Annotated in this window: 14 protein-coding genes; 5 read left to right on the top strand and 9 right to left on the bottom strand. The window is 73.6% G+C overall.

Going from position 1 to position 20,630, the window contains the following annotated elements; genetic code table 11:
- On the bottom strand, positions 1-1,968 hold the full coding sequence (locus HEK131_RS11155) for an acetoacetate--CoA ligase (protein ID WP_244334639.1): 1,968 nt from the start codon (positions 1,966-1,968) through the stop codon (positions 1-3).
- 211 nt (positions 1,969-2,179) lie between these two features.
- Between HEK131_RS11155 and HEK131_RS11150 the strand changes: the two genes are divergently transcribed.
- Positions 2,180-4,522, top strand: coding sequence for a glycoside hydrolase family 31 protein (locus tag HEK131_RS11150; protein WP_244451985.1), 2,343 nt, complete (start codon positions 2,180-2,182; stop codon positions 4,520-4,522).
- Here HEK131_RS11150 and HEK131_RS11145 read toward each other — a convergent pair.
- The 6 genes from HEK131_RS11145 to HEK131_RS11120 form a co-directional block, all read right to left on the bottom strand.
- Positions 4,516-5,049, bottom strand: coding sequence for an NUDIX domain-containing protein (locus HEK131_RS11145; protein ID WP_244334637.1), 534 nt, complete (start codon positions 5,047-5,049; stop codon positions 4,516-4,518). The two genes, HEK131_RS11150 and HEK131_RS11145, sit on opposite strands and share 7 nt — an antisense overlap.
- 76 nt (positions 5,050-5,125) lie before the next feature.
- Positions 5,126-5,734, bottom strand: a complete 609-nt coding sequence (locus HEK131_RS11140) for a GTP-binding protein (RefSeq protein WP_217460696.1) — start codon at positions 5,732-5,734, stop codon at positions 5,126-5,128.
- A complete protein-coding gene (locus HEK131_RS11135) occupies positions 5,712-9,368 on the bottom strand; it encodes a hydantoinase B/oxoprolinase family protein (RefSeq protein WP_244334635.1) in 3,657 nt (1,218 codons plus the stop codon). Before HEK131_RS11135 ends, HEK131_RS11140 begins: the two co-directional genes overlap by 23 nt.
- Before the next feature lie 24 nt (positions 9,369-9,392).
- Positions 9,393-9,788, bottom strand: coding sequence for a DUF742 domain-containing protein (locus tag HEK131_RS11130; RefSeq protein WP_217460698.1), 396 nt, complete (start codon positions 9,786-9,788; stop codon positions 9,393-9,395).
- Positions 9,789-9,798: 10 nt separating this feature from the next.
- Positions 9,799-10,233 carry a roadblock/LC7 domain-containing protein gene (locus tag HEK131_RS11125; RefSeq protein WP_217460699.1) on the bottom strand — a complete coding sequence of 145 codons (435 nt, stop codon included), beginning with the start codon at positions 10,231-10,233 and terminating at the stop codon, positions 9,799-9,801.
- Entirely contained in the window at positions 10,230-12,974 is a 2,745-nt protein-coding gene (locus HEK131_RS11120) for a sensor histidine kinase (RefSeq protein ID WP_244334633.1), read from the bottom strand. The genes HEK131_RS11125 and HEK131_RS11120 overlap by 4 nt, the downstream gene beginning before the upstream one ends.
- A 413-nt stretch (positions 12,975-13,387) precedes the next feature.
- Between HEK131_RS11120 and HEK131_RS11115 the strand changes: the two genes are divergently transcribed.
- Positions 13,388-13,918 (top strand): hypothetical protein, encoded by a 531-nt coding sequence (locus HEK131_RS11115; protein WP_217460729.1) that lies wholly within the window; start codon positions 13,388-13,390, stop codon positions 13,916-13,918.
- A 31-nt stretch (positions 13,919-13,949) separates the two neighbouring features.
- Here HEK131_RS11115 and HEK131_RS11110 read toward each other — a convergent pair whose 3' ends face one another.
- Both HEK131_RS11110 and HEK131_RS11105 read right to left on the bottom strand, forming a co-directional pair.
- Positions 13,950-15,122 (bottom strand): NAD(P)/FAD-dependent oxidoreductase, encoded by a 1,173-nt coding sequence (locus HEK131_RS11110; protein WP_244334631.1) that lies wholly within the window; start codon positions 15,120-15,122, stop codon positions 13,950-13,952.
- Between the two features lie 31 nt (positions 15,123-15,153).
- On the bottom strand, positions 15,154-15,477 hold the full coding sequence (locus HEK131_RS11105) for a bifunctional 3-phenylpropionate/cinnamic acid dioxygenase ferredoxin subunit (RefSeq protein ID WP_244334629.1): 324 nt from the start codon (positions 15,475-15,477) through the stop codon (positions 15,154-15,156).
- Positions 15,478-15,877: 400 nt separating this feature from the next.
- On the opposite strand from HEK131_RS11105, the gene HEK131_RS11100 reads away from it, so the two are divergent.
- The 3 genes from HEK131_RS11100 (at position 15,878) to HEK131_RS11090 (ending at position 20,606) form a co-directional block, all read left to right on the top strand.
- A complete protein-coding gene (locus HEK131_RS11100) occupies positions 15,878-16,621 on the top strand; it encodes an IclR family transcriptional regulator (RefSeq protein WP_244451984.1) in 744 nt (247 codons plus the stop codon).
- A gap of 262 nt (positions 16,622-16,883) precedes the next feature.
- Positions 16,884-17,969, top strand: coding sequence for an S-(hydroxymethyl)mycothiol dehydrogenase (locus HEK131_RS11095; protein WP_244334627.1), 1,086 nt, complete (start codon positions 16,884-16,886; stop codon positions 17,967-17,969).
- A 120-nt stretch (positions 17,970-18,089) separates the two neighbouring features.
- Positions 18,090-20,606 carry a GcvT family protein gene (locus HEK131_RS11090; protein ID WP_244334625.1) on the top strand — a complete coding sequence of 839 codons (2,517 nt, stop codon included), beginning with the start codon at positions 18,090-18,092 and terminating at the stop codon, positions 20,604-20,606.
- Positions 20,607-20,630 lie beyond the last annotated feature (24 nt).

The raw sequence follows: 20,630 nt of genomic DNA, 5'->3' as shown, positions 1-20,630 counted from the left end.
TCAGCCGCGTTCGCGGGCCAGCTTCTCGTAGAAGCCGAGCAGGGTCAGGTCGTCGATGGAGCCGGGGTTGACCGCCTTCTCCAGCGGGGTGCCCTGGAGGAGGCGCTTGACCGGGACCTCGATGCGCTTGCCGGTGAGGGTGTGCGGGACGCCGGGCACCTCGATGATCTCGTCCGGGACGTGCCGGGGCGAGAGCTGTTCACGGATGGCCTTCTTGACCCCGTCCCGGAGGGCGTCGTCCAGGACGGCGCCGGGGGCCAGGTGCACGAAGAGGGGCATCCAGTAGCCACCGTCGGGCTGTTCGACGCCGATGACCAGGGACTCCTTGATCTCCGGCAGGCGTTCGACGACCTCGTAGATGTCGGCGGAGCCCATCCGGACGCCCTGCCGGTTGAGGGTGGAGTCGGAACGGCCGTGGATGACGACCGAGCCGCGTGAGGTGAGGGTGATCCAGTCGCCGTGCCGCCAGACGCCGGGGTAGGTGTCGAAGTAGCTCTCGCGGTAGCGGCTGCCGTCGGGGTCGTTCCAGAAGCGGATCGGCATGGAGGGCATGGGGTTGGTGACGACCAGCTCGCCGACCTCGTCCACCAGCGGTTCGCCGTCCGGGTCCCAGGACCGGAGGTCGGTGCCGAGGCCGGGTGCCTGCAGTTCGCCGGTGTACACGGGCAGGGTGGGCACGGCGCCGGCGAAGCAGGAGCAGACGTCGGTGCCACCGCTGACGGAGGCGATCCACAGGTCGTCGCGGACCTCGTCGTGCAGCCAGCTAAAGCCGTCCGGGGGCAGCGGGGAGCCGGTGGTGGCGACGCACTGGACGGTGGAGAGGTCGAAGTCGCGGGCCGGGTGGACGCCCGCCTTGCGGCACGCCATGACATAGGCGGCCGAGGTGCCGTAGAGGGTGGTCCCGGTGCGTTCGGCGACGCGCCACTGGGCGGCGGTGTCGGGGTGGCCGGGGCTGCCGTCGTACAGGACGATCGTGGTGCCGGTGAGCAGGCCGGAGACGAGGAAGTTCCACATCATCCAGCCGGTCGAGGTGTACCAGAAGAAACGGTCCTCGGGGCCGAGGTCGCAGTGCAGGCCGAGCTGCTTGAGGTGTTCGACGAGGATGCCGCCCTGGGACTGGACGATGGCCTTCGGCAGGCCGGTCGTGCCGGAGGAGTACAGCACCCACAGCGGGTGGTCGAAGGGGACCTGTTCGAAGACGGGTGCGGTGTCGCCGGCCGTCAGCTCCGCCCAGTCCAGGGCGCCCTCGGGGGCGTCGGTGCCGAGCAGCGGGATGTGCACGACGGCGCGCAGGGTGGGAAGTTCGCGGCGGAGTTCGGCGACGGCCTCGCGGCGGTCGTGCTCCTTGCCGCCGTAGCGGTAGCCGTCGACGGTGAACAGGACGACGGGCTCGACCTGCTGGAAGCGGTCCAGGACGCTGCGAGCGCCGAAGTCGGGCGCGCAGGACGTCCACACGGCGCCGACGGCGGCCGTGGCGAGCAGGGCGACGACCGCCTCGGGGATGTTGGGCAGGTAGCCGCTGACCCGGTCGCCGGGGCGTACGCCGAGGTCGCGCAGGCGGGCGGCCAGCGCGCCCACCTGGCGGCGCAGTTCGGCCCAGGTCACCGGGCGCGGCTCGTGGGTCTCGTCGACGTACAGCAGTGCGGGCTGGTCGGCCCGGTCGTCGGCGGCCCGCAGGGCGTGCTCGGCGTAGTTGAGGGTGGCACCGGGGAACCACTGGGCGCCGGGCATGGCGCGGTCGCCGAGCACGCGCGCGTGGGGCGCGGAGAACCGTACGTCGAACCACTGGACCACCGCTTCCCAGAAGTCCTCCGGCGCGGTGACGGACCACTGGTGGAGGGCCGGGTAACCGCCCTCGGCCGGGGCGCCGTGGTGCTCGGCCGCCCATGCCTGGAACCGGGTGATGCGGGCACGGGCGATCCGCTCGTCGGTGGGCTGCCAGAGCGGCTGCGGATTCGCTGTGGACATGAAGGGGCTCCCGGACTGTACGCGTCGTTGCGTCGTCCGCACACGGCCTGGTGGGTGCGCGGGACAGGGCTGACAGGGACGATGCCATGTGATCGACTTCGGCACCAGGGCACGCCCCACATAGTGCGTGTGTCGACGATGTGGTCCCACCACGGTGAACGGCAGTTGAACGACACACGCGCGTGGGGCGCACAGTGACAGGGTGAGCAGCATGAACGGTCGTGACCTGGTGCGTTCGTGGGGTGGGGTCGGCGCGGGGCGTGCCGCGCGAGGAGTACGGGCGGTGCGGGCGGCCTGGCACCGCAGGCGCAGCGACGCCGTGGGGCTGCCGCCCAGAGGCGCGGAGCGGGCACGGGTGCCAGGTCAGGTGCGGGATGCTCAGCCGGAGCCGGGTGGTGGGGTGATCCGGTTCGCGCGCTCGGAGCTGCGGATCGTGGTGGCGGTCGGCGGGGCGGTGTTCCTGGGCTGGGACGGGGCGGGGCCGGAGCCGTCGTACGCGCTGGCCGGCGGGCCGCCGGAGGTGGACCCTCGGGCGCTGCTGGAGCCGGACAAGGACGGCGGCTGGCGGGTGGTGGCCGAGCGGGTGACGGTGGTGGTCTCCCGGCACGGGGCGGTGGAGGTGTGCACGCCCGGCGGGCTGGTGCTGCGCCGGGAGCTGCCGCCGCGCTGGTGGGAGCCCCTGGCGGGAGGTAACGCCCGCTGGACGCAGCGGGCCGAGGTGGCGGCGGACGCCCGGTTCTTCGGCCTGGGTGGGCGCACCGAGGGGCCCCGGCTGCGGGACGGGACGTACCGGCTGTGGAACGGCGACGCGATACCCCTGGCCATGCCGGCGCAGTTGGTGGTGGCGGACGCCGCGGCGCATCTGGTGTTCCACGACACCACGTGGGACGGGACGGTGGTGCTGCGGGAGGGCGAGGAGGGGGCGGGTTCCGGGCACGACCGGGCCGGGCGCTGCGAGGTGCGGATGGAGGGGGGTCCGCTGCGCTGCTGGGTGATCGTGGGCACCCCCGCGCGCGTGCTCAACGCCTGGGTGTCGCTGACCGGCGCGCCCGCGCTGCCGCCCGCGTGGGCGCTGGGCCATCAGCACGCGCGGGACTTCGGGGACGAGCAGGAGGTGCGCGAGGCCGTCGCGGGATTCCAGGAGCGCGATCTGCCACTCGACGCACTGCATCTGGACGCCGGCCATCACGACGACGGCCGGCCCTTCACCGTCGACCCGGACCGCTTCCCCAAGCTGGCGGTGCTCGCCGAGGAGCTGCGCCGGGACGGTGTACGGCTGGTGTCGGCCGTCGACGCGGCGGTACGGGTGGTGCCGGGGGACGCGGTGTACGAGGGCGGGTCGGCCGTGGACGCGTTCGTGCGGGACGCGTCGGGGCGGACGGTGCGGGGTGAGGGGCGCTCCGGTGAGTCGGTGTTCCCGGACTTCACGCACGCGCGGGCGCGCGCGTGGTGGGGCGGGCTCTACGAGGAGCGGCTGGATCAGGGGTTCGCCGGGTTCTGGCACGGCGCCCACGAGCCGTCCGCGCGGGACGCGTTCGGGGAGCCCCCGCTGCCGCGCTCGGCCCGGCACGCGCTGGAGGGGCGCGGCGGCGACCACCGGGAGGCGCACAACGTGGACGCGCTGTGCATGGCGCGGGCGGCGTACGAGGGGCTGCGCGAACTCTCGCCCGACGGGCGGCCCTTCGTGCTGTCCCGGTCCGGCTGGGCGGGGTCGCAGCGGTACGGGGGTGTGTGGTCGGGGGAGGTGCCGACGGGCTGGCCGGGGCTCCGGGCGTCGTTGTCGCTGGTGCTGGGGCTGGGCCTGTGCGGGGTGCCGTACTCGGGGACGGACGTGGGCGGGCTGGGCGGTGATCCGTCGCCTGAGCTGTATCTGCGGTGGTTCCAGCTCGGCGCGTATCTGCCGCTGTTCCGCACGCACACGGGCGCGCGGGCGCGCGGGGAGCCGTGGGAGTTCGGGGCGGGGGTGCTGGAGCACGCGCGCGTGGCGCTGCTCGAACGGCGCCGGCTGTCGCCGTACTTCGTGACGCTCTCGCACCTCGCCCGGTGGACGGGGGCGCCCTTCGTGAGGCCGGTGTGGTGGGGGGCGCCAGAGGACCGGGGGCTGCGGGACTGCGAGGACGCGTTCCTGCTGGGCGACAGTCTGCTGGTGGCGCCCGTGCTGGACCCCGGCACCGAGCGGCGCGCGGTGCGGCTGCCCCGGGGGCGCTGGTACGACACGGTGACGGAGCGGGCGTACGAGGGTCCGGGGCAGGTACTGGTGGACGCGCCGCGGTCGCGGATCCCGGTGCTGGCGCGCGCGGGTGCCGTCGTCCCGGTGCGGGGTGCGGACGGCGCCCTGGAGCTGGAGGTGTGGCCGCCCGCTCCGGGGCGGTCCGGGGGCGGTCTCGTGGTGCCGGATGCGGGCGACGGCTGGGGTGGGCCGGAGATCGAGCGGTACGTCACCCGCTGGGACGGCACGCGCGTGGTCGTCACCAGGGAGTGGGACGGCGGCACCGCCGAGCCGTCCCGGCCGGTGCGGGTGCGGGGGCTCGGCGGGGCCGCCGACGGTCAGTAGCGGCCCTGGAACCAGGCGCGGACGGCCAGGGTGTGCAGCGGGAAGGCGAGTTCCTCGGGGCCGCGCAGCAGGTGCCAGCCCTCGGTCTCGTCGGTGGCGGAGGAGGACGGCAGGGCGTCGGCCGGGCGTTCCGGGAGGAGCCCGAAGAGGAGCAGATGGCCGTCGGGCGAGCTCATGGCGTCGACCAGCCGCAGGTCGCGGGCGTCGGCCTCGATGCCGGTCTCCTCGCGCAGTTCGCGGACGGCGGCGTGCTTCCAGTCCTCGCGGTCGTCGACGAAGCCGCCGGGCAGGGCGACGCCGCCGCGCTGCGGGGCGACGGTCCGGGTGATGACGACCAGGGCGGCGCCATGGGTGTCGTACACGGGCTGGAGCACGACGGCCACCGGCAGCGGGTTGCGGTAGGCGGTGGTGCCGCAGGAGGGGCAGGTGCGCGGCCAGCCGGTGACACCGTCCCCGTAGGGGGCTCCGCAGCTCGAACAGTGGGAGCCGGGGCCGGAGTTGGCGGACGGCTGCTGATTCTCGGACACGCGCGGACTGTATCCGATCACGGCGGGTGTGTCGCGGGGTGCCGGCGGGACGGGTGGGGCGGGCCCGCCCCACCCGTCAGGTGGCGAGGGCGCGGCGGCGTTCGGCGGCCAGCTCCATGGCGTGCTGGACGACCCCGATCAGCACGGTCTTGACCGATTCCCGGTCGCGGGCGTCGGTCAGCAGCACGGGCACTTCCGGGTCGAGGTCGAGCGCCTTGCGGACCGACTCGGCGGGGTAACGGTCTGCTCCCTCGAAGCAGTTGACGCCGACGACGAACGGGATCGACCGCCGCTCGAAGTAGTCGACGGCCGCGAAGCAGTCCTCCAGGCGGCGCGTGTCGGCCAGGACGACCGCGCCGAGCGCACCCTCGGACAGCTCGTCCCACATGAACCAGAACCGCTCCTGGCCGGGCGTGCCGAACAGGTAGAGCACGAGGTCGGCGCGGAGGGTGATGCGCCCGAAGTCCATGGCCACCGTGGTGGTGCGCTTGCTCTCGACGCCGTCGGTGTCGTCGACGGGCCGCCCGGCCTCGGTCAGCACCTCCTCGGTGCGCAGCGGCCGGATCTCGCTGACCGCGCCGACCATGGTGGTCTTGCCGACGCCGAACCCTCCGGCCACCAGGATCTTGAGCGTGACGGGCTCGACGGGGGGCTTGCCGCGGTCAGCTCGTCGCTCGAAGACCATCGCTCGCTTCTCCTGCTCGGTGGGGATCTGTCGGGTGGGCGTTTCTACCGGAAGGGTCGGGCGGTGGCGTGCCGTAGCCGCCGCCACCAGGGGTCTCGACGACGAGCACGTCACCGGGCGCGACCTCGGCCGAGCCGCTGGCGCCCAGGTCGGTGACCGTGCCGTCGGCATGCTCGACCCGGTTGGCGCCGAGGGCGCCGGGTGCCCCGCCCGCCATACCGTACGGGGGGACGCGGCGGTGCTGGGAGAGGGTGGAGACCGTCATCGGTTCGAGGAAGCGGATGCGGCGCACCGCGCCGTCCCCGCCGCGCCGCCGCCCGGCGCCGCCGCTCCCCCGTCGTACCGCGAACTCGTCGAGGCGGACGGGCAGTCGCCACTCCAGCACCTCGGGGTCGGTGAGCCGCGAGTTGGTCATGTGGGTCTGCACCACATCGGCACCCGGAAAGGTGTCTCCCGCACCCGAACCGGAGGCGATCGTCTCGTAGTACTGGTGGCGGTCGTTCCCGAAGGTGACGTTGTTCATCGTGCCGGCGCCCTCGGCCTGCACGCCGAGCGCGCCGTACAGGGCGCCGACGAGGGCCTGGGAGGTCTCCACGTTGCCCGCGACGACGGCGGCGGGCGGCTCGGGGGCGAGCATGGAGCCGGGCGGGACGACGATGTCGAGGGGGCGCAGGCAGCCGTCGTTGAGCGGGATGTCGTCGGCGACGAGGGTGCGGAAGACGTACAGGACGGCCGCGTCGACGACGGCCGAGGGGGCGTTGAAGTTGGTGCCGAGCTGGGCGGAGGTGCCGGTGAAGTCGATGGTGGCGCGGCGCGCGGCACGGTCGACGCGCACCCGGACGCGGATGACGGCGCCCGCGTCGGTCTCGTAGGCGTACTCCCCGTCGTCCAGGGTGTCGATGACGCGGCGGACGGATTCCTCGGCGTTGTCCTGGACGTGTCGCATGTACGCCTGGACGACGTCGAGGCCGAACTCCTCGATCATGCGGCTCAGTTCGTCGATGCCCTTCTGGTTGGCGGCGATCTGGGCGCGCAGGTCGGCGAGGTTGGTGGCGATGTCGCGGGAGGGGTGGGGGGCGTCGGCGAGCAGGCGCCGGATCTCCTCCTCGCGGAGGCGGCCGTCCTCGGTGAGCAGCCAGTTGTCGAAGAGGACTCCCTCTTCGTCGATGGTGCGGCTGTCGGCGGGCATGGAGCCGGGGGCGATGCCGCCGATCTCGGCGTGGTGGCCGCGCGAGGCGACGTGGAAGAGGATCTCGGGCTCACCCGGCCCGCCGCCGAACACCGGGGTGATCACGGTGACGTCGGGCAGGTGGGTGCCGCCGTGGTACGGGTCGTTGACGGCGTAGCTGTCGCCGGGCCGCATGTCCGCGCCCCTGCGCCGGACGACCTCTTTGACGCTGGTGCCCATCGAGCCCAGGTGGACGGGGATATGCGGGGCGTTGGCCACCAGGTTCCCGTCCGGGTCGAAGAGGGCGCAGGAGAAGTCCAGGCGTTCCTTGATGTTGACGGACTGGGCGGTGGACTCCAGCCGGGCGCCCATCTGTTCGGCGATCGACATGAAGAGGTTGTTGAAGACCTCCAGCAGGACCGGGTCGACTTCCGTGGCGGTCTGGGAACTCTCCATGACGACTGTCCGTTCCATCACCAGATGTCCGCTGTCGTTCGCGGTCGCGTGCCAGCCCTCGTCGACGACGGTCGTGGTGCCGGCCTCGGTGACGATCGCGGGGCCGGTGACGGTGTCGCCGGGCGGAAGGGTCTCCCGGTGGTGGAGGGGGACGTCGCGCCAGGCGCCACCGGTGTGCAGGCGGACCGTCCCGGGGGTGGCGGGGTGGCCCTCGTAGGGGGCGAGGGCGGAGAGATCGGGGGGCGGGGTGATGCCGGTGGCTTCCACGGAGAGGGCTTCGACGACGATCTCGCGGTCGAGGGTGAAGGAGTAGGTGGCGCGGTGGCGTTCTTCGAAGGCGTGCCGCATGGCGCCGGGGTCGGTGAGTTCGACGGTGAGCGTGGTGTCGGTGCCGTCGTAGCGGAGCTGGGCGCGGCGGACGGTCTCGACGCGGTCCTCCGGCACGTCCTCCGCGCTCAGTTCGGCGCGGGCGGCCGCCTCGAGTGCGTCGGCGGTCTCTCGGACGCCGGGCATGGCCGCCTCGGTCAGGGGTGCCTCGACGGACTGCTCGCGCATGGCGGTGGTGTCGGCCAGGCCGATGCCGAGCGCGGAGAGGACACCGGCCATGGGCGGTACCAGGACGGTGCGGATGCCGAGGGCGTCGGCGACCCGGCAGGCGTGCTGGCCGCCGGCTCCGCCGAAGGTGGTGAGGGCGTAGCGGGTGACGTCGTGGCCCTGCTGTACGGAGATCCGCTTCACCGCGTTGGCGATGCCCGCGACCGCGATGCGCAGGTATCCCTCGGCCACCTGTTCCGGGGTGCGGTCGTCACCGGTGGCCTCGCGGATCTCGCGGGCGAGCGCGGCGAAGGAGTCGTGTACGGCGGTGACGTCCAGCGGCTGGTCGCCCTCGGGGCCGAAGACGGCCGGGAAGTGGGCGGGCTGGATGCGGCCGAGGATCACGTTGGCGTCGGTGACGGTGAGCGGGCCGCCCGCGCGGTAGCAGGCCGGGCCGGGGTCGGCTCCGGCGGAGTCGGGGCCCACCCGGTAGCGGGAGCCGTCGAAGTGGAGGACGGACCCGCCTCCCGCGGCGACGGTGTGGATGTCCAGCATGGGGGCGCGCAGCCGGACGCCCGCGATCCGGGTGGTGAAGACGCGCTCGTACTCCCCGGCGTAGTGCGACACGTCGGTGGAGGTGCCGCCCATGTCGAAGCCGATGACACGGTCGTGCCCGGCCAGTTCCGACATGCGGGCCATGCCGACGATGCCCCCGGCGGGCCCGGAGAGCACGGCGTCCTTGCCGCGGAACTGCCCGGCCTCGGTGAGGCCGCCGTTGGACTGCATGAACATCAGCCGTACGTCCCGCAGTTCGTCGGCGACGTGCCGGATGTAGCGGTGGAGCACGGGCGAGAGGTAGGCGTCGACCACGGCGGTGTCGCCGCGCGGGATCAGCTTCATCAGCGGGCTGACCTCGCTGGACAGCGAGATCTGGGGGAAGCCGATCCGCTCGGCCAGCTCGCCGACGGCCTGCTCGTGGGCCGGGTGGAGGTGGCTGTGCAGGCAGACGACGGCGACCGCGCGGATGCCGTCGTCGTACGCCCGTCGCAGCTCGCCCTCCAGGGCGTCCAGGTCGGGGGCGCGCAGTTCGGTGCCGTCGGCCGCGATGCGCTCGTCCACCTCGGCCACGCGCGCGTGGAGCCGCTCGGGGAGTTCGATGTGGCGGGCGAAGATGTGCGGGCGGTTCTGGTAGGCGATCTCCAGGGCGTCGCGGAAACCGCGGGTGATCACCAGCAGGGTCCGTTCGCCCTTGCGCTCCAGCAGCGCGTTGGTGGCGACGGTGGTGCCCATCCGGACCGAGTCGACGGGCTCCGGGGAGCCTCTCAGCAGTTCGCGGACGCCCGCCACGGCCGCGTCGGCGTACCGGGCGGGGTTGTCGGAGAGCAGTTTGTGCGTGAGCAGCCGGCCGTCGGGGCGGCGCGCGACGATGTCGGTGAAGGTGCCGCCCCGATCGATCCAGAACTCCCAGCCTGTCACGTCACCACCCCGCTTCCGCGCTGGTCACAGCGCCCGGAGGCCGTCGATCACGTCACGCAGAATACTCTCGTCCGGCAGCTCGGCCGGGGGCACCGGGCGGGTCACATGGACGAGTTCGGCGTGCACGAGGTCGCCGATCAGGACGCGTACGACGCCTACGGGAAGGTCGAGCCCGGCGGCGAGTTCGGCGACCGACTGCGGTTCGTCCCGGCAGAGCCCGACGATCTCCACGTGCTCCGGCGCCAGCGTCGGGTCCTCCTCGGGGTCGCCGGCGTCCGGTTCCGTGACGACGACCGCGATCAGATCGAGGACGTGCTGGCCGGGGCTGGTGGTGCGGCCACGTGTCATGGCGTACGGGCGGACGACGGGACCCGCCTCGTCGTCGAACCAGTGGCCGCTTCTCTGACCCTCTCCGCTCATGTCTTGACGACTACCCGCCCGCGGGCGGCTCGCTGCGCGGGGCACTGCCCAGATGGACGCCGACCCGCTTCACCAGCAGTGTCATCTCGTAGGCGACCTGGCCCACGTCGGAGTCGGCGTCCGAGAACACGGCGAGGCAGCTCCCGTCACCGGCCGCGGTCACGAAGAGGAAGGCGTCGTCCAGCTCGACCACGGTCTGCCGGACGGTGCCCGCTTCGAAGTGGCGGCCCACGCCCTTGGCAAGGCTGTGGAAGCCGGAGGCCACGGCGGCCAGGTGTTCGCTGTCCTCCCTGGTCAGGTCCGAGGACACCCCCATGGCCAGGCCGTCGCCGGACAGGACGACGGCCTTGCGGATGCTGGCGACCCGGTCGACCAGGTCGTCGAGGAGCCAGTTCAGCTCCTTCTTCTTGGTGTCCGTGTGGCCGGTCGCATTCGGTGCGGTCATCGACCGTCTCCCTCAGTCGTTCCTTGTGCTGTGCCGCTGTGGGCTCGGTCGCCCTCAGCGTTCTCCTCGCGGCCGCGCTCCCAGCCGCGCTGGAGCGAGGCCATCCGGGTGCGGACCTCGTCGGCGTCGCGTACGGCGGGCTCGGAGGTGTTCTCGGTACGCCGCTCGGGTTCGCGGCGAAGCTGTGGCGCCAGGTTGGCCTGGCGCACGCGCCGGGGCAGCGGGGCGGTGCCGTCGGCCGCCGCGGGCCGGGTGGTCCCGGGGACAGGTCCGGCGGGTGCGGTTCCGTGGGAGGCCGCCGAGCTGATCGGGTCGGGGGCGCTCGGGTCGGGCCGGGTCCGCCGCGGGAGCTCCGGGGGCATCGCGTCGGGGCCGGCGGACGGGGGCTCGGGCTGCTCGGCGGTGGCGGTGCGGGCGGTCCGGGGGGTGGGGCGCCTGCCGGAGTCGCCGCGGCGCCGGGTGGGCAGCGGGGGCGGGCCGTCGGGTTCGGCGCCGAAGGGTTCCGCGCGCGAGGTGACGGGTTCGCCGTGCGAGCTCACCAGCTTCGGCGGCTCGGGCCGGGGCGGCGGGAAGAGCGGGCCGGACCCGTCGGCGGGGTCCAGGGCGTCGGCCGGCGCGAGGCTGCGGGCGCGGAAGATGCCGCCGAGCTCGCTGTCCTCGTCGGCCAGGGCCCCCGGAAACGTTTCGGCGGAGGTGTCGAGAGCGCGTCGGTCCACGGAGGCGCCCAGCCCGGCCGGTTCGTCCACCACTCGCGCCACGGGCTGGGGCCGGGCAGTAACGCGCTCCCTGGTCCGTTCGGTCTCCTTGGACAGGTCGCCGAGCCGGATGCCGATGCCGTTGGTGTCGGGGGCGTCGTCGGTCAGCAGCGCGTCGGGGATGAGGACGACGGCGGTGGTGCCGCCGTAGGGAGAGGGCTGGAGGGAGACGCGGACGTGCTGGCGCTGGGCGAGACGGCTGACCACGAAGAGGCCGAGACGGTCGGTGTCGGACAGCTCGAACTCGGGGGTCTCCGCGAGCCGGAGGTTGGCGTCGAGCAGCGCCTCGGCGGTCATGCCGAGGCCGCGGTCGTGGATCTCCAGGGCGAAGCCGTTGGCGACCCGCTCCCCCACCACGTGGACGTTGGTGTGCGGGGGCGAGAACAGCGTGGCGTTCTCCAGGAGCTCGGCCACGAGGTGGGTGAGGTCGGAGACGGCCGGGCCGATGACGGCGACGCGCGGCAGCCGCCGTACCTCGAGGCGCTCGTAGTCCTCCACCTCGGCGACGGAGGCGCGGACGACGTCCATGAGCCGTACCGGTCGGCGCCACTGCCTGGAGGGTGCGGCGCCGGAGAGGATCACCAGGCCCTCGGCGTGCCGGCGCATGCGGGTGGTGAGGTGGTCCAGCCGGAAGAGGTCGGCGAGTTCGTCGGTGTCCTCGGTGCGGCGTTCCATGGTGTCCAGCAGGGTGAGCTGCTTGTGCAGGAGCACCTGGCTGCGGCGGGCGAGGTTGACGAACACCTCGGAGACGCCGGCGCGCAGCTCGGACTGCTTGACGGCGGCCTCGACGGCGGCCCGCTGGAGGGTGTTGAGGGCCCGGCCCACCTCGCCGATCTCGTTCTGGTCGTACTCCGGCCGGGGCACCTCGCTCTCCACGTCGACCGGTTCCCCGGCGGAGAGGCGCCGCATCACGTGGGGCAGCCGGACAGCGGACGCCTCGTGCGCCTCCGTCCGCAGCCGCTTCAGGTCGCGGATGAGGCGGCGGCCGACGCGCACGGACAGGACGAGGGAGACGAGGAGGGCCGCGAGGCCGAGGACACCGGCGACGGCGGCCTGGGCGATGACGCCGTAGGCGACGGGCCGTACCCGGTCCCGGAAGCGGGAGCCTGCCTGGTCCTCCATGGTGCCGAGGTCTTCCAGGACGCCTCCGGCGACGGCGTGCCAGCTCGCGGTGGTGACACCGCGCGGGATGCCGGCGCCGGTCTCGACGACATCGCGCTCCGCCGTCCTGAGGGGTGCGGTGGCCGCGTTGTGCCAGTACCGGTCGTACCGGTCGCGTTCCGGGGCGGGCAGCAGCGGGAGGCTGACGTCGTAGAGCAGGGTGCGCTGGGCGACGAGGTCGGAGATCTCGCGGGCCTCCGCGCGGGAGAGGCTGCCGACGACCAGCGCGGAGCCGAGCAGGGCGTCCTCGCGGGAGAGGAGTTCGCGGGCGCGGCCGGTGTTGACGAGGGCCGCGGCCTGCTTGTCCATCTCCACGTCGTCGACGCCGTCGACCGCGGCGACCAGGGCGTAGCAGGGGTCGACCAGGCGGTTGTAGAGGTCGAGGGCCTCGGCGCGGCTGACGGTGCGCGCCTCGACGCTGCGGCGCAGGGACTCCAGACCGCCGAGGGCGTCCAGGGCGGTGGTGAGCCGTTCGCCGTCCTCGCCGCGGATCGCGTCGCGGGTCTCGCGGTTCCGGGCGTTGGCGCGGAGGGTGGCGAGGGCCTGGTCGGTGGCCGTGCGGGAGCGGTGCAGCGTGGCGAGGGCGTTCGCGGCACGCGGGTCCGCGAGGTAGACGAGGCTCTGGCGGCGCTCGCGCTGGAGGTCGCGGACGGTGTCCTCGGTGGGGTGGCCGATGTCCTTCACCGCGCGGGAGACGCGCAGGAGCTGGGCGACCTCGCTGCCGGTGAGAACGGTGGCGAAGCCCCAGACGACGGTCAGGGACACCAGCGGCACGAGAAGCAGCGCCACGATCTTCCGGCGGATCGACTTCCCGCGAAACCGCATGGCCTCCCCCAGCTCGACCCCGTCGGGGTACGTGTGTCCGACTTGGAACGGCGCGAGCCTACTACCGCGTCGCAGGTGACTCGAAGACGTGTCTGGTGCGTGAACTCCCTTGTGCGGGACGAGAGATGGCGAGTTGTCAGGGCATTGGGGGAGATTGCGGCCGCGAGGGGAGGGGTCCAGGGGAAGCGGGCCGAAACAGTACGGACACCGGTTGGCTGGAAATTTTCACAAGTCGGGAATCATCGAGGTGTGCCGTTCGTCGTTCACATGGGGAGACGGGGAGGGAATCGGCCACAGGGCCGCATCCTTCGCCCCGGCCGCGTAAAACAGCGCAAGCCGGGCAGCCACTGGGGAGTCGGGGGCCTTCGGGTCCCGGGGCGAGCGGTCTGTCGGCGGTGGGGAGTGACACGGTGATGGGCACGGCGGAGCGGCGCGATGCGCCCGAGGTGAGAGTGGCGGAGCGCCCTGCGGGGATTCCGGGCCAGGTGGCGCCGGAGCGCGGGACACCGGCGCGCGAGCGGGGCGGCGTGGCGAACGGCGGTCAGCGGTCGGCGTACCGGCCGCTGTGGGTGGAGGAGCCCGCGCGCCGGCGCCGGATGGCGGACCCGGTGCGTACGGCCGCGGTGCGGGCGGTGCTGGTGATCGCGGTGACGCTGGTCCAGGCGATGGTGGCGTTCCTGTGCACGCTGGCGGGGTCCTGGCTGGCGTTCCCGATGGTGATCAGCAGCGTGGCCGGCACGGTGGTGGCGACCTGGGCGGTCGTCGACGTGTGGGTGACCCGCCAGGTGTGGAACCAGCGGTACGGAGTGGTCTCCGAGCCGAGCAGCACGGCCCGGCGGTTGCGCCGGGAGCGGCGGGCGGCGCGGCGGCGCGAGCGGGTCGCGCGGCGGGACCAGGCGCGGATAGCCAGGCGGGGCGGCGCGAAGCGGCTGTCCCACCCCTGAGGTCCGGGTGGCCCGCGCGGGCCCAGGGCACTCACATCGTGGCGGTCCGCACCACCCCTCCGAGTTCGCGCCGGGCGCGGACGAAGGGGCGGGGCCGGTCCACCGCGAGCACGGCGACGGTGTGGCCGTCACGCTCGTAGCGGGCCAGGAAGCCCGCCTCGCCCGGCCCTTGGTCGAGCAGTTCGCCCTCGGTGACGCGGACGGTGTCCCCGGCCCGGTACCGCCCGGCGAACTGGATGCGGGAGCCGTACTGGTCGGACCAGAAGTAGGGCACCGGCCGCAGTGTGGCGACGGTCCGCCCGGCGAGCAGGTTGGTCACGGCGACGCGGGGTTGTTCCGTGGCCGAGGTCCAGTGCTCGGCGCGGATGCCGCCGGCGCGGGCGACATCGCCGACCGCGACCACCTGGGGCAGCCCGGTCACGCAGCCGTCGTCGCAGAGCACACCGTCGCCCACGGCGAGCGTCGAGCCCGCCAGCCAGGCGGTGTTCGGGACCACGCCGATGCCCGTGATCACGACGTCGGCGGTCAGGGTGTGGCCGTCCGTCAGCTCCACGGCTGTGGCCGACCCGCTGTGCCGCACGCTCACCACCCCCGTACCGGTGAGCAGCCGTACGCCCGCCCGGCGGTGCAGCGTGGCGCACACGGCGGCCATCTCCGGGCCCAGTTGGGGCAGCAGCGGCAGCGGGGCGGCCTCCACGACGGTGACCTCGTGGCCGAGGGCGGCGCAGGACGCGGCGGTCTCGGCGCCGATGAAACCGCCCCCGATCACGACGACCCGTCGGGCGCCCTCGGTGAGCCGGGCGCGCAGGGCGCGGGCGTCGTCCAGGGTGCGCAGGGTGTGGACGCCCGCCGGGGCACCGGGCAGGCGCCGGGCCGTGGCGCCGGTGGCGATGACCAGGCCGTCCGTGGCGAGGGTGCGGCCGTCCGCCAGCAGCACGGTGCGGGTCCGGGTGTCCAGGCCCCGCGCGCGGACGCCGAGCAGCCATTCGGCGTCGAGTTCGCCGCTCTCCTCGGCGTCCAGGAGGGCGAGGCGGTCCTCGTCCAGCCGGCCGGTGAGGAAGTCCTTGGAGAGGGGAGGGCGGTCGTAGGGCGGGTGCGGTTCGTCGCCGACGACGACCAGCCGGCCCTCGTACCCCTGCGCGCGCAGCTCGCGTGCCGCGTACAGCCCGGCGAGGGAGGCGCCGACGATGGTCACGGTCCTCATGTGCGGTGACTCCTTGTCCGCGGGGGCGCGTTCAGGCGGCCGTTCCCTCGCGCACCGTGACGTGGACGTGGATGACGCCCTCGTCCACGGTGACGAGGTGGGTGCGCAGCGGGTGGCGGGCCGGAAGGCAGGTGGCGGCGCCGGTACGCAGGTCGAAGGAGGCGGCGTGCAGCGGGCATTCGATGAGACAGCCCTCCAGCCAGCCCTCGGAGAGCGAGGCGTCCTGATGGGTGCAGGTGTCGTCGACGGCGTACAGGGCGCCGTCGACGGTGCGGAACACGGCGATCGGCGGGGTGGTGTCGATACGGACGGACTCACCCTCGGGGAGGTCTTCGACGCGGCAGACGGGAATCACGGGGTCCCCCCTCTCGGTCCGGACGCTCGGCCCGGGCCGGGGTCGGTGCAGACGGTCGGCAGGGTCGCGCACGGCGGGGACGCCGGAGGCGCGAAAGGGCGTGAACGGGTGCGGGGCAGGGTCGGCCGGACAGGTCCGGGAGATCCGCACCCCTTCCGGGACACGGACGCTTCGGTAACATGATGTTGCGCATGGCGCACCAACCAGCGCCATGCGCAACAGAATCCGCGCGGGACGACCGTCGCGTCAAGGGCTTCCCGCAGATGCGGCCCGGACCGGGCCGCCAGGTGGTGGGAGTTGAGCCATGAGCCGCACGCAGAAGCGGTCCGACGCCGACGGGAAGACCAGCGGGAACGACGATTCCCCGGAGCGGGGCGGAGGTCGCGGCACGACCGGTTCCGTGCAGTCGGTGGACCGCGCGGTGAGCGTGCTGGAGATCCTCGCCCGGCACGGTGAGGCGGGCGTCACCGAGATCGCGGACGAGCTGGACGTCCACAAGTCCACGGCGTTCCGGCTGCTCGGCGTCCTGGAGAACCGGGGCCTGGTGACCCGGACCGGCGACCGCGGCAAGTACTACCTGGGTGCCGGCGTGCTGCGCCTGGCGGGCGCGGCCGCGGTGCGGCTGGACATCTCCCAGGAGGGCGTCCCGGTCTGCCGCGAGGCGGCCGACGAGCTCGGCGAGACCGTGAACATCGCGGTGCTCGACGACGACGCCGCCGTCAACGTCATGCAGGCCCGCGGCACCGCCTCCGTGACCGCGCAGAACTGGCTCGGCAGGCGCACCCCGCTGCACGCCACCTCCAGCGGCAAGGTGCTCCTCGCGCACATGCCGCCGACCCTGCGCGAGGGCTTCCTCGCCCGGCCGTTGCCCCGGTTCACCGAGCGCACGGTCACGGGGACCGCGCTGCTGCGCACCGAGCTGGAGTCGGTCCTGGAGCGGGGATACGCCGTGACCACCGACGAGTTGGAGCTGGGTCTCGCGGCCGCCGCGGCGCCGATCCGCGCGCACGACGGCAAGGTCATCGCGGCGATCAGCGTGTCCGGGCCGGTGTACCGGCTGGGCCCGGAGCGGCTGTCGGTGGTGGCGAAACGGATGGCGGCGGCGGGCGAGGAGCTGTCCCGGCGCATGGGCTACGGCTTCTGACGGAGGGCCGGGCGGACATCGGTCGGACCGGCCCTGCGACCACCGCCCATCAGGGCGATCACGGCGCGGCACCAGGGAGTTCCCGGTGCCGCGCCGCCGTGTGCGGGGGCTCCGGACCGCCGTGTGTCGGGGCGGTTTCGGCACCCCGGACGCGTTTTGCCAAGGGTTAACGCGTACCTCTTGACGGTGCTGTCGCGGCGTTCTCACTATGTTCCTCACCACGCAACCCGTCGTGCACAGCGCAACAGCAGAGGAGCTTGTCGTGCCACACGAGGTCCGTGCCGTAGTCGCCGCGAAGCGCGGGGCGCCCGTCGAGCTCCGGACGGTCGTCGTCCCCGATCCGGGTCCGGGTGAGGTGCTGGTGGACGTGCGCGCGTGCGGGGTCTGCCATACGGATCTGCACTACCGGGAGGGCGCGGTCACGGACGACTTCCCGTTCCTCCTCGGCCACGAGGCGGCGGGGACGGTGTCGGCCGTGGGTCCGGGAGCCGGGGATCTCCGGCCGGGCGACTACGTCGTACTGGCCTGGCGGGCGCCCTGCGGCCGTTGCCGCTCCTGTCGCAGGGGCCGCCCCTGGTACTGCTTCGACTCCCGCAACGCCGCCCAGCCGATGACCCTCACCGACGGCACCCCGCTCACGGCCGCGCTCGGCATCGGGGCGTTCGCCGAGAAGACGCTGGTCGCGGCGGGGCAGGCGGTGAAGATCGACCCGGCGGCCCGGCCCGAGGCGGCCGGTCTCATCGGCTGCGGGGTGATGGCCGGTTACGGCGCGGCGGTCAACACCGGCCAGGTGGGCCGGGGCGACTCGGTGGCCGTCATCGGCTGCGGCGGCGTAGGCGACGCGGCCATCGCCGGCGCCTGTCTGAACGGCGCCATGAAGGTCATCGCCGTCGACATCGACGACCGCAAGCTGGACCAGGCGGAGAGATTCGGCGCCACGCACACCGTCAACTCCCGCGGCACCGACCCGGTGGCCGCCGTCCGCGAACTCACCGGCGGCTTCGGCGTGGACGTCGCCATCGACGCGGTGGGCCGCCCGGAGACCTTCACCCAGGCCTTCTACATGCGCGACCACGCCGGGCTGCTGGTCCAGGTCGGCGTGCCCGAGCCCGGCCTGAAGGTCGAACTGCCCCTGATCGACGTGTTCTCGCGGGGCGGCGCGATCAAGTCCTCCTGGTACGGCGACTGCCTGCCCAGCCGCGACTTCCCGTTCCTCATCGACCAGTACCTCTACGGGCTGCTCGACCTGAACGCCTTCGTCTCGGAGACCGTCGCCCTCGACGAGGTCGAGAAGGCGTTCGCCAGGATGCGGCGCGGCGAGGTGCTGCGCTCGGTCGTCGTCCTCTGACCGAGACCTCGCCCGACCCGACACCCGGCCTGCCCGACGCCCGCCCCACGCTGCCCCGCCTTGCCCCGGTACGACACCCGGCACGACCCGGTCCCCATCCCCGCCCGCACAAGGAGGGGCATGTCCGTCACGCCCGAAGACCGTCCGTACCCGTCCCCCGAGACCTCCCCGCGTGTCGTCGTCATCGGCGCCGGGATCGTCGGCTGCTCCCTCGCCGACGAGCTGACCGCGCGCGGCTGGACGGACGTCACCGTCCTCGAACAGGGCCCGCTGCCCGCCCCCGGCGGCTCCACCTCGCACGCGCCGGGGCTCGTCTTCCGGACCAGCCCGTCGAAGACGCTGACGGAGTTCGCCCGGTACACCGTCGAGAAGTTCGGCTCGCTCGGCCACGGCGGCGTCCCCTGCTTCGAGCCGGTCGGCGGCCTGGAACTGGCCACCACCCCCGAACGCCTCGCCGACCTGCACCGCAGGGCCGGGCTCGCCGCGGCCTGGGGAGTACGTGGCGAGGTGGTGAGCGCCGCCCGCTGCAAGGAACTGTGGCCGCTGCTGGACGAGTCGGCGGTGCTGGGCGGCTTCCACACCCCCGAGGACGGGCTGGCCCGTGCCCTGCCCGCCTGCCGCGCCCAGCTCGAACGGGCCACGGCGCGCGGTGCCCGCTTCCTCGACCGGCACACCGTCACCGGCATCGAGCGGGCGGACGGCCGAGTCACCGGAGTCGTCACCGACCGGGGAGTCTTCCCCGCCGACCATGTCGTCTCGGCGGCGGGCTTCTGGGGGCCGGTGATCGGCCGCATGGCCGGGATCGACGTACCGCTGCAGCCGCTGGCGCACCAGTACGCGCGGACCGGGCCGGTGCCCGGGCTGGGCGGGGCGTCGGCCGAGGCGACCCGGCCCGTCCTCCGCTTCCAGGACGCCGACCTGTACTTCCGGGAGCATCACGACCGGATCGGCATCGGCTCGTACGCGCACCGGCCGCTGCCGGTGGACCCCTTCACCGTCCCGGCGTACGACGAGGCGCGGGCGCGGGACATGGAGATGCCGTCCTCGTACCCGTTGACCGAGGCGGACTGGGAGCCGAGTTGGGCGGACGCCCGGCGGCTGCTGCCCGCGTTGCGCGGGGTGGAGGTGGAGAGCGGGTTCAACGGGGTCTTCTCGTTCACACCGGACGGCATGCCGCTGCTCGGGGAGGCCCGTGAACTGCGCGGCTTCTGGCTGGCCGAGGCGGTCTGGGTCACACACTCCGCGGGTGTGGCGCGGGCGGTGGCCGAGTGGATGGTTGACGGCCGACCGTCGATCGACGTGCACGACTGCGATGTCACGCGATTCGAGGAAGCGCAGCATTCACCCGCTTATGTCCGTGAACGCGGTTCACAGCAGTTCGTCGAGGTGTACGACGTCATCCACCCGCTGCAGCCGATGGAGCGGCCCCGCCCGCTGCGCGTCAGTCCCTTCCACTCCCGCCAACAGGAGCTCGGCGCGGTGTTCCTGGAGGGCGGTGGCTGGGAGCGCCCGCACTGGTACGAGGCGAACGCCCCGCTGGTGGCCCGGCTCGGCGAGGACCTCCCGGAGCGGGACCCCTGGTCGGCCCGCCACTGGTCCCCCGTCGCCGCCGCCGAGGCCCGCGCGACCCGCGAGGGCGTCGCCCTGTACGACATGACCCCCCTGCGCCGGCTGGAGGTGACCGGCCCCGGCGCGCTCGCCTTCCTCGACCGCATGACCAGCAACAACCTGCGCAAGAAGCCGGGCGCGGTCACCTACACCCTGCTCCTGGACGAGTCCGGCGGCATCCGGTCCGACCTCACCGTGGCCCGGCTGGCCGAGGACCACTTCCAGGTGGGCGCCAACTCCCCGGCCGACCTGGACCATCTGCTCCGGCACGCCCCCGCCGGGGGCTCGTCCCGCCCGAGCGGAGCCGAGAGTGCGGGAGTGCGGATCCGGGACATCACCTCCGGCACCTGCTGCATCGGCGTCTGGGGCCCGCTGGCCCGTGCCCTGGTCCAGCCGCTGACCGGCGACGACTTCTCCCACGAGGCCTTCGGCTACTTCCGGGCCAGGCGGACCCACCTCGGGCACGTGCCGGTCACGGCCATGCGGCTGAGCTACGTGGGCGAGCTGGGCTGGGAGCTGTACACCACCGCCGACCTGGGCCTCCGGCTCTGGGACACGCTGTGGGAGGCGGGCCGGGAGCTGGGGGTGATCGCGGCCGGGCGGTCCGCCTTCGACTCGCTCCGGCTGGAGAAGGGCTACCGCGCCTGGGGCACCGACATGACCGCCGAGCACACCCCGTACGAGGCGGGCGTCGGCTTCGCCGTCCGGATGGACAAGGGCGACTTCGTGGGCCGCGACGCCCTGCGCGACCGCCCCGAGCCCGCCCGCAGGCTCACCCCGCTGCTGCTGGACGACCCGGCCGCCGTGGTACTCGGCAAGGAGCCGGTGTCGGTGGACGGCTCCACGGCGGGCTACGTGACCAGCGCCGCCTACGGCTACACACTGCGCCGGTGCGTGGCCTACGCCTGGCTCCCGGCGGGCCTCGCCCCCGGCACCGGCGTGCACATCGGGTACTTCGGCGAGAAGGTCCCCGCGACCGTCGCCGAGGAGCCGCTGTTCGACCCGCAGATGACCCGCATCCGCCGCTGACCGGCCGGCCCGCCCCAGGAGGTC

Origin of the sequence: Streptomyces seoulensis (genome assembly GCF_022846655.1) — a bacterium.
Classification (GTDB): domain Bacteria; phylum Actinomycetota; class Actinomycetes; order Streptomycetales; family Streptomycetaceae; genus Streptomyces.
Note: the sequence above shows the minus strand (reverse complement) of the source record. Positions and strands in the feature narration are given on the sequence as shown.

Bases quoted from the DNA above. Each gene is read 5' to 3' on its own strand.
- HEK131_RS11120 (WP_244334633.1), bottom strand. From the start codon at position 12,974: ATGCGGTTTCGCGGGAAGTCGATCCGCCGGAAGATCGTGGCGCTGCTT.
- HEK131_RS11115 (WP_217460729.1), top strand. From the start codon at position 13,388: ATGGGCACGGCGGAGCGGCGCGATGCGCCCGAGGTGAGAGTGGCGGAG.
- HEK131_RS11150 (WP_244451985.1), top strand. From the start codon at position 2,180: ATGAACGGTCGTGACCTGGTGCGTTCGTGGGGTGGGGTCGGCGCGGGG.
- HEK131_RS11090 (WP_244334625.1), top strand. From the start codon at position 18,090: ATGTCCGTCACGCCCGAAGACCGTCCGTACCCGTCCCCCGAGACCTCC.
- HEK131_RS11130 (WP_217460698.1), bottom strand. From the start codon at position 9,788: ATGAGCGGAGAGGGTCAGAGAAGCGGCCACTGGTTCGACGACGAGGCG.
- HEK131_RS11125 (WP_217460699.1), bottom strand. From the start codon at position 10,233: ATGACCGCACCGAATGCGACCGGCCACACGGACACCAAGAAGAAGGAG.
- HEK131_RS11140 (WP_217460696.1), bottom strand. From the start codon at position 5,734: ATGGTCTTCGAGCGACGAGCTGACCGCGGCAAGCCCCCCGTCGAGCCC.
- HEK131_RS11110 (WP_244334631.1), bottom strand. From the start codon at position 15,122: ATGAGGACCGTGACCATCGTCGGCGCCTCCCTCGCCGGGCTGTACGCG.
- HEK131_RS11155 (WP_244334639.1), bottom strand. From the start codon at position 1,968: ATGTCCACAGCGAATCCGCAGCCGCTCTGGCAGCCCACCGACGAGCGG.